The sequence below is a fragment of the Pseudomonas sp. N40(2020) genome (genome assembly GCF_014472415.1).
Classification (GTDB): Bacteria; Pseudomonadota; Gammaproteobacteria; order Pseudomonadales; family Pseudomonadaceae; genus Aquipseudomonas.
In genome coordinates this window covers 33,934-47,564 of record NZ_JACSZV010000016.1, presented here as the reverse complement: position 1 = coordinate 47,564, position 13,631 = coordinate 33,934, and the positions used below count along the sequence as shown (strand labels likewise).

Here is a 13,631-nt window from a genome sequence, read left to right as displayed (position 1 = left end):
GAGCAGTCCTCAGGAACGGCGAATTATGACGGGTTGAGAAAGGTGAAGTTGTCGGGGGGCAGTACGATTCTGCTGACCCTTCAGAAATTATTCCGGACACTTGGACGCATTTTATTTTTGCGGCCCTGTACCTAGTTTTTATCGGGACCTGCACCCTGGCGTATATTGCTTTCTGAAGCATTTGGTTTTCGATTGCTCCATTGCCCGGAGTTAGCCGAAGTCCACAGTTAGCCAAGCTATAAGTCCGAGAATGACTCCACAAGGAAGTTGAAATTTGATCCCCCGCATTCTGAGTTCACACCTGAAATCTGCCACCGCAACAACTCTATGCCTCTGCCTATCCGCATGCGTCGGGGTAGGCATCTCCCTCCCAGAAAAAGTCACCCTGAAAACTGACGCCTACAAAGCGCAGAGCTACCGTTCAATCACACCGCAAATAACCAGAACAGCAACATCAACACCCACCCGTGAATGGTGCGGAATCACTGTATGGGCGCTGGTTATCCCGGTGCCGTTGAAGCTGCCGGTCTGCCATTCGTACTCCGAGCAATCCTTCGGCAGTGACGAATTCGGGAGAGAGACCGTTCTGCTCAACACGAAGCAAACAGTGTCATCCCCGCTCTACGCCTGTGGCCCACTCATGGTGCTGGGGCCGATCGTTCACGGTTACCAAGGCAATGCACTGTGCGGTGTTTTTCCTAAATGATCAGGTATTTCAGGGATAACTAAACGACTTCACCAACGTCAACTCCCCCACCGCCCGCATCGGGATCAGAAAAGTCTCCATCTTCTCGCTAGGCGTCCCTTCCTCGGTAATCACTGTCACCTGCGCCGTGGTCAGCGCCTGCACCGCATCGGCTTCGCCATCTTCATCACTGCGATAACCACCACCGAAGTAATTCACATACACCAGATACTGCCCCTTGATCGGCGCCGGCATGGCGAAGATTTCCGGGCCGTAGCCGGTGGTCACGTCGACGTCCAGGCCGGCGCCGTTGTCCGCGACGCGGTTGCCGTACCAGATGTGGCCGCCGTCGGGGGTGATGAGGTGCAGGTCGAGGTCGGTGCCGTCGCTGTCCCAGGCCAGCAATACGCGCAGTTTTGGCGGGGTGGCGCCGCCGCTGGTGTTAAGGAATTGGGTGCGGTGGCGTTGCTTGCCGTCGGGGCTGCGGACTTCGACGCTGTTGCTGCCGTTGGGGAAGGAGAACGGGCGGTCGAAGTGGCCGGCGGGGTCGATTTTCAGCGGCATGCTGACGCCGTTGACGATCAGTCGGCCGGGCTCATTGTTCTTCGGCGTGGTGTTGATCTGGCCGCTGATGCGTGCGGTGTCGGCCTGGCCGATCGGGGTGTTTACCGATGAGGCCGGGTAGTTGACGGTCTGGCGGAAGCTTTCGCCCTCGCCGCCCGGCGAGCCGCTGCGCCAACCGCTGACCGGGGTGTCGATTTTGACGCTGTCGGCGGCCATTGCCGGCGATAGCGCGGTCAACGTGCAGAGCAACAGCAAGACCTGTGGATAACGGAGTGTCATGGTCTATTCCAGCAAGAGGTGACGGGCGAGCCCTTCGATGTAGGTTTCATCCTGACCGTTGGGATGTGCTTCAAAGGCCAGGTGCAAATATTCGTGAGTCAGGTCGAGGCGATCCTGCAGGGTCAGCACGCCGCGCACGTAAATGCGCTGGCGTTCGCGGTCGACGAAGGGTCGGCCAAAAGCGAGTTTGCACACCGCGAACGTGCTGACTTCGTTGTAGCCGGTTTCGCTTTCGAGCTTCGGGCGCCAGCCGCGACGCTGCTTCTGCAGCCAGTCTTGCGCGGCGGGCAGCGCTTCGCAGGAGGCGACCGGGTTGTCCCAGCGGCTGAGGCTGGCGCGTGGATAGGCGTGCAGCAGGATTGCGTCGTAGCGTTGGCCGGCGTTGGCTTGTTCGACAGCTTGTTGCCACGCCAGTTTGTCCGGGCCGGGTTGATCGGAGTGATAGGTGACGGTGCTGCCGGCAAGGACCAGATCCGCGGTCCATGCGGCGATGTTGCGTGATTCGCTGGACGCCGGACGCGGGGCGACCCGCTGGCGATTGCTGCTGTCGTCGATGCTCAGGCAGTCGCCGTTGCGTGTGGCGTTTTGCAGCAGGTAGGTGCGGATCGCCACGGCGAGGGCCTTCGCGGCTTCAGCAGGTTCGGGTTTGGCTTCGCGCTCAAGGACACGGGCGACGTATTCTTCGCGATCAAGCCTTGCGACGAGTTTGTCGTTGAGCAGAAACAGTTCGCCGTCGCTGTGGATATCCAGCGCATTGCCGTTGGCGAATTCGACGCGGTAGCCGCCCTGCAGCGGGCCGGAAGTCACCGCACGGTCACCAGCCAAAACCCGCACGACCGGATAGCGCGAGAACAGGCCGACCTCAACGCAACGCCCCGTATCTGCCGGCCACGCCGCTGGCAGCACCGTCGCCAGTGCAGTTCCGTAATGCCGTAAAACCATCTGACTGGTGCCACGCCCACCCGCCCACACAGGCGAACCGTCCGCCGTCCAACCGGCAAACCCGCCCTGCCGCGATTGCGGGTCCTGATCGCCGAGCCAGCTCCAGGTTTTCACCCGCAGGCGACCGCCGAGCTCACCGACGACATTACCGTCGGCGGCGTTCAACACCACGTCGAGTAACACACGGCGCATCTGATCTTGAGCGGGAAGCGCAGACAAAACCCTCAGCAAGTCAGCCACAGAAACCCGCGTGGCCGGTTGCACCGAAGGCAATTCCAGCAACCACGCCGGCGCCTTTCGCGCCTGCCAGTAAGTGCGCCAATCGCTGGCAGAAATCCCCAGTCGCGCAGGCTCGAAATACAACCCGCACGACTTCACCAGCGCCTGATCCCGCTCGATCTTGCCGCCCGCCGAGCAGCAATAGACTTCCTCTTTCGACTGCCCGCGACATTCATAAGCCGGTTCCCGCGCGCCGGTATCCACCAGCCACGCATAGACAAACAGCTTCCACAGACTGCCCAGTGGCGTATCCAGCGACGACGGCAACGGTTCGCGAGCGATCAACTGCGTCTGACTCAACGACAACAACTCACCCTTGTAAGCCACGCGCAACGGCTCATCCTGCGCCGTCGCCAGCGCAGGAATCACACACATCAGCAGCCACAGCAGCGGCCGGGGCATATCAGTTGACCGTGACCTGACCGAGAGCGGCTTTCGCTTCCTGGGCCTGATGCTGCGGCGCGTACACCTGAGTGAAACGCACTGGCGGCAGATTGAATTGGCCTTTCTGCGAGAAACGCACCAGATGGCGCAGGCGCAATTCGCCGCTCAGCGCATCCACCGGCACAGCGTAAGCCAGTTGCCCCGGCTCGAAACACGCCTTCTCCAGCGCGGTCGGCTCGGTGCCGTCCTTGCCCTGCAACTTGATGCCCCACGTGGTGCGTTCGACATCGGCGCCCGGTGGCAGCGGCACTTCGAGCATGCCGTAGCGCAGCGGCTTCGGCGCTTTGCTGGTGAGGATCACTTCGTCCAGATACAGGCTGTCGCTGGACAGCGGTTTAGTGCCGACGGGCTCCAGTTTGAAGGTGAACGCTTCGTCGCCCGGCACCAGACGCGACAGACGACGGGTGATGGTCACGGCCATTGGATCGACAGCCGGTTGCTGGGTCTGGAAGCTCAACGCTGCACGCAGCGGACGCTCCTGAGTCCCGAACACTGTCAACACGCTCGGCACCGGGGTCGCGCCCTGCCACGTCCAGTACATCTCACCGGTTGCGCCATAGTTTTTCTTCCAACCTTCGCCCGGGGTCAGCGCGATGGTCGGCGACGCCTGGGCGATGCTGCGTTGCAGCCACGTCAGCGCCAGCGCGCGTTCGAGGGGCGATTGCTGTGGTAGCAGACGTTGCAACAACGCCGTCGCACGCGCCTGATCAAACGGTTGCAGGGACAGGTTCAGCGCCTCGGCAAACGGCTGCGAGCTCACTGCCAGACGCTGTTGCGCAGCGCCGACCTGACGATTGAAGGCATCCGGCAACGCGACTTTTGCCTGAGTGGCCAGCGAAGCGGTCAAGACCCTCGCCGCCGCCAGACCGAGCGCCGAATCCGGCTCGCTCATCACCAAGCTGTCTGCGCCATCGTCCATCATCGTTTCAGCATTGCCTTCACCGGCCTTGGCCAGATCGTCCATCAAACCGCTGAGCAGTGTGTTGACCGGCAAATGCATCTGTTTGGCGAACGACAGAATCAGCGCACGTTGTAGCAATGGCGTGTTCGGCGCCTGCTTGGCGTACACCTCCAGCACGCGCTGCCAGTGCTCCGGCGGCAGAGTCAGCTCCAGCACCTGGCTGGCGTTCCAGTCGGCGTAATAGGCGTAAGCGGTGAGGAACGCATCCGGCTCACCGTCGTAACCCCACCAGGTGAAGCTCGCGGACGGCCCGGCCATTTGCACCAGACGCAGACGGCTGTTCTGCATGATCAGACGCAAGCGATCGCGGATCTGCGGGCTCGATGCCAGCGACGGATAAGCAATGCTCAGCGGCAGCAAACGGCTGGCTGTCTGTTCGACGCCGCCATATGGATAGCTGAGCAGATCATCAAGAGCGGAACGGAACAGCGCTTGCGGGCTGTCATCCAGACGCAGACGAATGTTGGTGGCGTCTGCCGGCAGGCTCAGCGCCGTATCGCCGCTGGCCACATCGAGATTCTGAGTCTGCGTCACTTGCCAGCCATCACCGGTCGCGCTCAAGCGCACCGCCAAGGCATCAGCGGTTTTGCCGTCCTGCACCAGTTCCGCCGTCCACTCGCCCGAAGCTAGCGCAAATGCTGGCAGCGGCAGATAGTTGATGCCGTTGTTCAGGGTCACCGGCAGGCGTTGTTCGGCGCCAGCGTAGTGAGTGACCAGTTCAGCCTTGACCGGTTTCTCGGCCTGACTGAAAGCGAACACGCCGAGTTGCGGCTGATCGCCCTTGCGGAATTTGCTCGGCCCGCTCCACTTCAGGTAAAGCGGTTTTTCCGAACGGACGAATTGCTTCTTCTGCCCGACCTGACCGTCATCGGCTATCGCCCGCGCGGTGATGCGCCAGCGGGTCAGCGAGTCCGGCATCTTGAAGGTGAAACGGGTTTTGCCATCGGCACCGGTCAGCAATTCCGGCTGCCATGCGGCGGTGTCGACATCTTCACGACGCGGACGCTCCAGCACTTTCACCCCGCGTTCGCTGCGATTGGCTTTGCCCGGTGCACCGGGGCTGCCCGGCAACGCTACGTCGTAACTGATGAACGACAAACTGGCGCTGGTGCGCACATTGTTGCGGCGCGGGTGGTAGAAGAACTGGTCGATGGTCGGCGCGACTTCCGGTTGCAGCGCGTAGACCATTTCGTCGACGACACTGACGGTCAGGTGCGCCGGTACGGCTTTGCCGGCGAACTGCGTGGTCAGATCAACGGTGACGGTATCGCCCGGCAGATACACCGCTTTGTCAGTGCTGATCGCCACGTCGATCTGCGGCGCAATCACCTTGATCCCGGCGTTCTGGAAGCTGTACTGCCCGCCCTTGGTGTAGAGCACGGAAAAGGTCAGGTTCGGCGCGAAGTTGTCCTTCACCGGAATGCGCGCGCGGTATTGGGTGTCGCTGAGTTTTTCCAGTTTCAACCAGTCGCCGCCCTTGGCCAGCAGCGCGGTGGCTTCGACCTTGTCGCGTTCCAGTGACAGCAAGGCATCGCTCACCGGTTCGGGGAACGTGATCAGCGCCAGCGCTTCATCACCGGCCTTGTATTCAGGCTTGTCGAGGACGATTTCCACGGTGCCCGGCACGGCTTTGACGCCGTCGCCAGTGACCGAATGACCGGTGGCACCGAGGACACGGCCGTGTTGATCCTTCAGAGTCAGGTTGTAGGTGCCTGGACGTTCAAACGCGAGGCTGAAGCCTTTATCCGTCGCCGCGAGTTTGCCTTCGCCCGTGCTCTGATCTTCCAGACGCACCCAGCTGTAGCTGCTCGGCGTGACCGCTTTGCTTTGCTCGGTGCCGCCCTCGTTGGCATAGCTGAACGCGACCTTGTCGTTGACCGCACTGAAGCGTTGCGGCGCGCTCAAGCGGAAGCTCGCAGCGCCACGGTCGATGAGGATTTCCTTGGTGGTCTTGACCCGATACGCCGCACCATCGCTGGCGAACACGGTGAGCATGTATCGGCTCGGTTTGTCGGCGGCCGGCAGATCGAGGGTCGCGTTGCCTTTGCTGTCAGTGGTCAGTTCGGTGCTGGTCAATTCCACCGGGAATTGCCCGAGGTATTGCAGTTCGTTGTCGACCATCGACAATTGCTGGGCACGCAGGCTCAGAGTCAATTTGGCGTTGGCCACCGGTTTGCCGTCCGGGTACAGCAGCACCAGACTGCCTTTGACCGGCTCGCCGGTGCGGTAATCCTGCTTGGCCAGGTTCAGCGAAATCTCGAAGTGCGGCTTGATGTATTCGGCCACACGGAAGGCGCTGCTGTAGGCCTGATCCTTGTAGTTGAAGCGAATCTCGTACCCACCCGCCACGGCGTTGTCCGGCAACTGGAAACGGCCCTGAGTACCGGCCTTCGAATCAAGTTTCAGATCGAGGTGTTGCAGTTCGGTGCCGGTGGCATCGAGCACGCTGACGCTGACATCCGCCGCCCCCGGCAGCACCGAATCCCGCGCATTCTTGAACTCGCGACCGACAATTTTCAGCGATACCCAATCCCCCGGGCGATACAGCGGCCGGTCGGTGAAAGCGTAGAGTTTGGTGTCGTAGATTTCGCTGTCGTAGTAGAAGTTCTCGGAGACGAATACACCGCCCTCCTCGTCCTCGCCGATCACGAACGAACGCTCGGGGCTGACGTGTTTCAGACGCAGCAAACCGTCCGCATCGGTGGCACCGCTGCTCATTACGCCGAGGCCGTCAGTCCACAGCACATTGACCTTCGGCACCGAACTGCCTTCGTGTTTGCGCGCGGCCCAGACCAGCAATTCATCACCGGCAATCTTGCTCACCGCCACGGTGTTGGAGACGAAGACCATGGTGGTGGCGCGGTACTTGCCGATCAGCGCTTCGACCAGATACAGACCCGGTTTCAGGTTGCCCAACGGAATGTAGACGTTGCCCGGCGCGACGCTGACGAAGTCACTGGAAGACCCGGCCAGATTGACCCCGGCCGGTGGTTGAATCGGTTTGGCCTGCCACAATGGATAACGGAACTGGCTGACCACCGGCAGACCCGGAATCAGTGCGAATTGAGGCTGTGCGTCATACGGTGTCGGTGCGGCGATGGCGTCGCCCATCTTCAGTTCCGGCACTTCTTCGGTGACCTGTTTGCGCGATTCATAGGAGAACGCACGCTGCATCACCCGACGGGATTTGCGGTACCAGTTGTCCCACAGATACGCGAGGGTGTTGGACAGGCCTTCGCCCTTGAACTGACCGTCGCTGACCACGCGGTGCAGGTTCTTCTGGCGCTTGAGGAAGTCCAATGGCTTGTCGATGCGGTACACGCGAATATCGGCGCCGCCGTAAGGCTCCATGCGGAAACGGCGATAGTCGCGGCCAGGTGCTTCAAGGCGCACCATCGCCTGTTCGTCGGCCGCAAAGCTGCTGTCCGCCAGCAGGAAAAAGCTTTCACCGGACACTGGCGTGTAGCCGCTCGGCTCCACCGAATCTTCGGCATTAACAGTCGCCAGCGGCAGCAGAAGTGCCAGCAACAGGGGAATTTTTGCGCAGAGTCGCAACATGCGGGCACCGGTCATTGGGAGAGAAAGTTCAGTCGATAGACGCCGATGAAGTTGGGGTTGGCTGCGTCGGGTATCCATCGGGTGTCCTTCCATGTCATGAGTTGCTGCAGGCTTGCCGAACGCATGCCGTTGTCAGTGGGGGTGGTGGTGCCGGTGTGATAGGCGATGTAACGGCCCATCCAGATCATCAGGTGCTGGTCGTCGCCCTGATCGAAGAACATCAGGTCACCGGGCCGCGCCTGCGACACGTCGCGGCTGACCAGATGACTGTTGAACTGAATCAGTTTGATCGCGTTGACGTACGGCCCGACCTTGCCGCCGCCCTGCTGCCATTGCTGGGCGAGCTTGCGCTGATCGTCGCTCAGCGACAGCTCCGGCGGCAGATAGCGATTGGACAGGCCATTGCTGCGCAGCCATTTGTCGTCATGGACTTTCAGCGCTTCATTGGCGGCGAAACGCACCAGCCCGGCGCAATCCTGCTGATACCAGCGCGGGCTCGGGCCTTGGCTCAGTTGCTCCTGGGCGATACGCACGAACCAGGCGCGGAAAACCTGTGACTGCGCCGGATCGAGCGCCGGGGCTTCCATGGCGCGAGCACCCGCGCCAAGCAACAGCGCAAGCAGGCCGAGGCTGCGAATCAGTGCCGTCACAGCGCTTTCCATTCCAGCGGCAGCCATTGCCAGTGGCCGTCCGGCTCGCTGCCCTCAGGCAGGGTCAGGGCATATTTGCCGTAGCCGCCGAGGGTGCGCAGTTTCGGGATCAGGTAGGTTTGCGCGGCGTTGTAAAACACCGGTTCCATGTCCTGAGGCAGGCTGTCGAGGGTTTCCTGCTGCATCAGTTGCGCCATGGAATCCGGGCCGAAGTAGATCGGCATCAGCACATCTTTGGGCAGTACGTCGGCCATCGGCGGGAAGCGCTTGTCGAGGGTGCCGAGGGCTTTGTCGACCAGTTTGTCGTCGAGGGAAAACAGCAACGTCGAACCGTGACGCGCGAGGCTGACTTTCATGAAAGCCTTGCCGCTGATGGCGTCCGGATTATCGGCAGTCTTGGCGGCGTACGGGCCGAAATTGGAGCTGACCTGGCGCTGCCATAGGTGGCTCTGGCCTTCCTGCTTCTCAACCACCGGAAAGACGTTTTCTTCGACGTTGGATTCGAAGGCACCGACCATCGAACCGAACAGTTTGCCGAGATCGCCATCGAGTTTACTGCTGTCCTCGTCTTTCAGACTGGCGACCAGCAACGGCGTGTAGAGCCGCGAATCGGCGTACCAGCACAGGCCCGCCGCGCCGGCCACGTGTTCGGTGAGTTTTTGCGCCACGGCGTCTTCGGCACCGAGTTTCACCAGCAACGGTTTCTGCGGCTCGGCTGCTACCGGCAGGGTCACGCAGGCACTCGCGCCCAGCGGCATGGCTTGCCAGACCGGTTTGAAATCGAAGTCCGGCTGGTTTTCCAGCTCATCCATGGCGAGGTAGCTGTGCCAGCCCTTGTCGTCCATGTCGAAACGCAGGCCGGCGAAGTTCGGAATGAAGCGTTGGTAGCCCATGGCAAGAACGCTGGAGTTGACCGACAGACGTTGTTTGGTTTCCGGGGTTTTCGCCGGCAGGCCGAAAGCCTCAGGGAACAGTTTTTCGCCGTTGAGCAGCGCGGCCAGCGCTTGCGAAGAGACGTGGCCCGGCTCCTCTTGGGTGCCGCTGTCAGAGTCGTAGTACTTGTTCGGATTGGAGAGCACCACCAGTTTGTCGCCGCGCGAAGCGAACAGCAGCGATTTGCTGGCGTTGTAGCTGAGCTGGTACAGCGGCACCTCGTCGCTACCGATTTTGAGGTTGCCCAACACGCTTAGCTGCGAATCATCCAGCGCGACCTTTGCCAACGGCTCCAGCAGCTTGGCCAGACCGCCGCGATCCATCACCAGCAGGAAATCCTTGAGCCGGCCATCGGCACCACGCCACAACGCGACGTCTGCCGGTTGATCGAAAAGCTGTTCGATCAGGCTGTCCTGCAACTTAAGGTCATGCTCGTAGATGATCCGGCGCAGACTGCCGATCAAGCCCAGGCGATCGGCGTGGGTTTCGTAATAGAAGACGAAATCTTCGGTGAGCGTGGCCTTGAGAAATGGCACCGTCAGCAAGTCCTTGGGCAACTGACTCAGGGAGTGCGTTTCCAGCAAGGCGTCGGGGCGGCTCAGACCGAGTTTGTCACTGGCAAGCTCTGCCGGCGGCGCCTTGGGCTTGAGCAGCAGCCAGCCAAAACCTCCCGCCACGCCGGCCACCAGGACCAATCCGATCAGCAGTGCCGGCCAGCGCCGGGAAGGTTTGCCGGCAGGTGTCGGGACGGCCGGAGAAGCAGCGTTATCACTCATGTTCACAAAACCCGAAGTTCATCCGTGGAGCGGGATGCTTAATAGTTGAAAGTCTTGACCAGCAGCAGATCACCGATCGCCCGCAGGGGCACGATGAATGTTTCGCGTTTTTCGTCGACGGTGTTTTCGTTGAGCACCAGCGTGATTTGCGAGGTGATCACCTCGTTCTGGTTGCTGGTCTCCTCGAAGTTATAGCCGCCGTTGCCAAAGTTGCCCCAATAGTTGACGTAAACCAGATAGGTGCCATGCAGCGGCGCGGTCATGGTGAACATTTCCGGGCCGGGCCCATCGACGCCATCCGGGTCGAGCCCGCCGCCATTGCTCAGCGCCGGCCGCGCCCAAAAGGCATGCTGGCCATCGGGCGTGACAATGTGCAGATCGAGCTCGGCTTTCGGATCGTCCCATCCCAAGACAAGACGAATTTTCGCCGGCGTGCGCAGGTTATTTGCTTCATAAAATTGCACGCGCTTGAGCGACTGGCCCTCGGCGCTGATCACCTCGACGCTGTTGGAACCGGCGCCGAACGCATAGGGCCGGGCGAAACGGCCCTGGTCGTCGGTGTACAGATTCAGTGGATTGCCATTCACGGCGAGACTGTGCGGCGGGCGCATATGCCCGATGGCCTTGAGCTGGCCCTGGATCATCGTGCGATTGCGCTGGATGCCGCGATCGATTGGCGGCGTGGGATAGGCGACTTGCGGGTTTTCCGTGCGATCGAGCAACCCGTGATAACGCCAGCCGCCCACCGGCTCGGACATTTCCGCTGTCGGCGCGGCCAGCAGCGCAGGCGCGCAGGCCAGGCCGATCAGCAGCAAAAGAAATGAACGCATGTATTGCCTCCTGCCATGCCTGAACGAAACCTTGCACCCGATCCTCGGTACTTCACAGCGGTGAACACTGCGTTTCGTCTGAAAGACCCGTGACTGTCGGGTCGTAGAAGGCGCGAAGATTAGCCATTCGGCAGTTTTTTAACAATCGGATACATCGGCTTTTGCGGTAGGAATCACGGCGCCGGGTGGACGATGAGCCGAATAGGCGTCATATTCGGCTCACAAAATGAGCCGAATAGCGCTTCTATTCGGCTCACGCACTCAGGAATGGCATCCAATGGCTACGAACTGGATCTGGCAACAACCCGATTGGTCCGATTTCAAATGGCAGGCGGAGCGTCTGACGCCGTTGCTGCGTGAGTGCGTGCAGGCACAAGGTCAATTGATGGGCATGGCCGGATCAGTGGGTAACTCTTTGAGCGCTCAGACTGAACTGGATGCGTTGCTGCAAAACATCGTGACGTCCTCAGCCATCGAGGGTGAGCAGTTGAATGTCGGTTCAGTTCGCTCGTCATTGGCGCGGCGCCTGGGCCTGGAAGTAGTCGATGGCGATAAAGTCAGTGAGCGCAGTGAAGGTCTGGCGCAATTGATGCTGGATGCAACCCGGCGTTTCAATGAGCCGTTGACGCTGGATCGGTTGCTGGAATGGCATGAGTGGCTGTTTCCGGAACCGGAAACAGGCTTTTCTTCGCGCGCAATCAATGTCGGTGCGCTACGTGGCGAGGAGCCAATGCAAGTGGTTTCCGGGCGAATTGATCGTCCGACCGTGCACTTCGAAGCCCCGCCCAGACAAGGCCTTGAGCAGCAACTCGACAATTTTCTAAAGTGGTTTGAGGCCAGCCAGCGTCAGGTTGGTCTCGACCCTTTGCTGCGAGCGGGCATCGCGCACTTCTGGTTTGTCACGCTGCACCCGTTCGACGATGGCAACGGGCGCCTTACCCGTACCATCACCGATCTGACGCTGGCTCAGGGTGAAGCACGGGCGATCCGTTTTTATGCCATGTCGGCCAGCATCCTCGATGATCGCGGCGGCTATTACCGAGCGTTGGAATCCAGCCAGAAAGCTACGCTGGACATCACTGAATGGCTGACATGGTTCTTGCAAACCTTGCTGCGCAGCCTGCAACAAGCCATCGCGCGGATCGAGGGGATGTTGGGCAAGTCGCGTTTCTGGCAGGCGCACCGTGAATCCGAACTGTCGATGGAGCAGATTAAAGTGCTCAATCGCTTGCTCGACGGCGGGGAGCGCGGTTTCGAACACGGCATCAGTGCGGCGCAATATCAAAGTGTGGCGAAAGTCTCCAAGGCAACGGCTACCCGACATCTGGCGGAGTTGCTGGACAAAGGCTGCCTGCAACGACTTCCGGGCGGCGGGAGGAGCACTCGCTATCAGATCCGCTATCCAGGCGAATCCACCCATTGATCCATCTGCGGTCACCCCCCGCTCATTTGCCCATAAACCCCCTATCTGCTAGTGTCGCGCCGGTTTAACGTCAACCGGAAACTGCCGCCATGGCCCGCAAAAAAGCTGCACTGGATTTCGAACAGTCCCTCGCCGACCTGCAAACATTGGTCGAACGTCTGGAGAACGGTGAATTGTCGCTGGAAGACTCGCTGACCGCTTTCGAGCAGGGCATCGGGCTGACCCGTGATTGCCAGGCAGCGCTGGCCCAGGCCGAGCAGAAAGTGCAAGTGCTGCTGGAGCGCGATGGCGAACTCGCCGAGGAACCCTTCGACGCGGAACAGCCAGAATGATTGCAGCGTATTCGGCGACCAGCCAGGCCCGAGTCAACGCGGCGCTGGAAAGCCTGTTCAACGCCCCGCTGCCGGAGCTGGCGCGTCTCTACGAGGCCATGCGCTATAGCGTGATGAACGGCGGTAAACGCGTGCGTCCGCTGCTGGCCTACGCCGCGTGCGAAGCGCTCGGTGGCAAGGCTGAGCAGGCCAACGGCGCAGCGTGCGCGGTTGAACTGATCCACGCGTATTCGCTGGTTCACGACGATTTGCCGGCGATGGACGACGATGATCTGCGTCGCGGCCAGCCGACCACCCACAAAAAATTCGACGAAGCCTGCGCGATCCTCGCTGGTGACGGCTTGCAGAGCCTGGCGTTCAGCGCCTTGCTCGATCCGCATCTGAGCAATCTCGACGCCGACATCCGACTGCAAATGGTCACGGCTCTGGCTCAAGCCGCAGGCCCGGCGGGTATGGTCGGTGGTCAGGCCATCGATCTCGGTTCGGTCGGCCTCAAACTCGATCAGAAAGCCCTCGAACAGATGCACCGGCACAAGACCGGCGCGTTGATCGAAGTCAGCGTCAAACTCGGCGCCCTGGCCAGCGGCCGTGCCGAAAAGGATGAACTGAAAGCCCTGCAAACTTATGCACAGGCCATTGGCCTGGCCTTTCAGGTGCAGGACGACATTCTCGACGTCGAAAGCGATACCGCGACCCTCGGCAAACGCCAGGGTGCCGACATCGCCCGCGACAAGCCAACCTACCCGGCCCTGCTGGGTCTGGACGCCGCCAAGGCCTACGCCCTGGAATTGCGCGATCAGGCGCTGCACGCCCTGCGACCGTTTGACGCGGCGGCCGAGCCTTTGCGCGAGTTGGCCCGGTATATCGTCGATCGGCGCAACTGACGGCGATTCAGCCAAAAAAGACCAACGCGTGGGCAGGGGGCGATGCATCAGGTAAACTGCCGCATCTTTTATACCTATAACGATTCGCCTG

General features: G+C 60.9%; 10 protein-coding genes. 4 read left to right on the top strand and 6 right to left on the bottom strand.

Annotation, left to right across the window (positions count from 1 at the left end):
- Positions 1-274: 274 nt before the first annotated feature.
- Positions 275-706, top strand: coding sequence for a hypothetical protein (locus IAI51_RS12620; RefSeq protein ID WP_187678795.1), 432 nt, complete (start codon positions 275-277; stop codon positions 704-706).
- Between the two features lie 9 nt (positions 707-715).
- Here the strand turns inward: IAI51_RS12620 and IAI51_RS12615 are convergent, their stop codons facing one another.
- From IAI51_RS12615 to IAI51_RS12590, 6 genes are read right to left on the bottom strand one after another with little or no spacing between them, the layout of a single operon-like run.
- Positions 716-1,528 (bottom strand): YfaP family protein, encoded by an 813-nt coding sequence (locus IAI51_RS12615; protein ID WP_187678794.1) that lies wholly within the window; start codon positions 1,526-1,528, stop codon positions 716-718.
- Between the two features lie 3 nt (positions 1,529-1,531).
- Complete coding sequence (locus IAI51_RS12610) at positions 1,532-3,151, bottom strand: DUF2300 domain-containing protein (RefSeq protein WP_187678793.1); 1,620 nt, start codon at positions 3,149-3,151, stop codon at positions 1,532-1,534.
- Position 3,152: 1 nt separating this feature from the next.
- Positions 3,153-7,727 (bottom strand): alpha-2-macroglobulin family protein, encoded by a 4,575-nt coding sequence (locus IAI51_RS12605; protein ID WP_187678792.1) that lies wholly within the window; start codon positions 7,725-7,727, stop codon positions 3,153-3,155.
- A complete protein-coding gene (locus IAI51_RS12600; RefSeq protein ID WP_187678839.1) occupies positions 7,724-8,374 on the bottom strand; it encodes a DUF1175 domain-containing protein in 651 nt (216 codons plus the stop codon). The genes IAI51_RS12605 and IAI51_RS12600 overlap by 4 nt, the downstream gene beginning before the upstream one ends.
- Positions 8,359-10,071: a DUF2138 domain-containing protein gene (locus IAI51_RS12595; protein WP_187678791.1), complete on the bottom strand. Its 1,713-nt coding sequence runs from the start codon at positions 10,069-10,071 to the stop codon at positions 8,359-8,361. Before IAI51_RS12595 ends, IAI51_RS12600 begins: the two co-directional genes overlap by 16 nt.
- 38 nt (positions 10,072-10,109) lie before the next feature.
- Positions 10,110-10,901: a YfaP family protein gene (locus IAI51_RS12590; protein ID WP_187678790.1), complete on the bottom strand. Its 792-nt coding sequence runs from the start codon at positions 10,899-10,901 to the stop codon at positions 10,110-10,112.
- Positions 10,902-11,178: 277 nt separating this feature from the next.
- Between IAI51_RS12590 and IAI51_RS12585 the strand changes: the two genes are divergently transcribed.
- The 3 genes from IAI51_RS12585 to ispA all read left to right on the top strand — a co-directional run bounded on the left by IAI51_RS12585 (position 11,179) and on the right by ispA (position 13,540).
- Entirely contained in the window at positions 11,179-12,324 is a 1,146-nt protein-coding gene (locus IAI51_RS12585) for a Fic family protein (RefSeq protein ID WP_187678789.1), read from the top strand.
- Between the two features lie 89 nt (positions 12,325-12,413).
- Positions 12,414-12,656, top strand: coding sequence for an exodeoxyribonuclease VII small subunit (locus IAI51_RS12580; protein ID WP_003228627.1), 243 nt, complete (start codon positions 12,414-12,416; stop codon positions 12,654-12,656).
- Positions 12,653-13,540 carry a (2E,6E)-farnesyl diphosphate synthase gene (ispA, locus tag IAI51_RS12575; RefSeq protein ID WP_187678788.1) on the top strand — a complete coding sequence of 296 codons (888 nt, stop codon included), beginning with the start codon at positions 12,653-12,655 and terminating at the stop codon, positions 13,538-13,540. The genes IAI51_RS12580 and ispA overlap by 4 nt, the downstream gene beginning before the upstream one ends.
- Positions 13,541-13,631 lie beyond the last annotated feature (91 nt).

What these genes read in the sequence shown, in the direction of transcription:
- IAI51_RS12605 (WP_187678792.1), bottom strand. Translation starts at nt 7,727, where the DNA reads ATGACCGGTGCCCGCATGTTGCGACTCTGCGCAAAAATTCCCCTGTTG.
- IAI51_RS12600 (WP_187678839.1), bottom strand. Translation starts at nt 8,374, where the DNA reads ATGGAAAGCGCTGTGACGGCACTGATTCGCAGCCTCGGCCTGCTTGCG.
- ispA (WP_187678788.1), top strand. Translation starts at nt 12,653, where the DNA reads ATGATTGCAGCGTATTCGGCGACCAGCCAGGCCCGAGTCAACGCGGCG.
- IAI51_RS12585 (WP_187678789.1), top strand. Translation starts at nt 11,179, where the DNA reads ATGGCTACGAACTGGATCTGGCAACAACCCGATTGGTCCGATTTCAAA.
- IAI51_RS12590 (WP_187678790.1), bottom strand. Translation starts at nt 10,901, where the DNA reads ATGCGTTCATTTCTTTTGCTGCTGATCGGCCTGGCCTGCGCGCCTGCG.
- IAI51_RS12580 (WP_003228627.1), top strand. Translation starts at nt 12,414, where the DNA reads ATGGCCCGCAAAAAAGCTGCACTGGATTTCGAACAGTCCCTCGCCGAC.
- IAI51_RS12615 (WP_187678794.1), bottom strand. Translation starts at nt 1,528, where the DNA reads ATGACACTCCGTTATCCACAGGTCTTGCTGTTGCTCTGCACGTTGACC.
- IAI51_RS12610 (WP_187678793.1), bottom strand. Translation starts at nt 3,151, where the DNA reads ATGCCCCGGCCGCTGCTGTGGCTGCTGATGTGTGTGATTCCTGCGCTG.
- IAI51_RS12595 (WP_187678791.1), bottom strand. Translation starts at nt 10,071, where the DNA reads ATGAGTGATAACGCTGCTTCTCCGGCCGTCCCGACACCTGCCGGCAAA.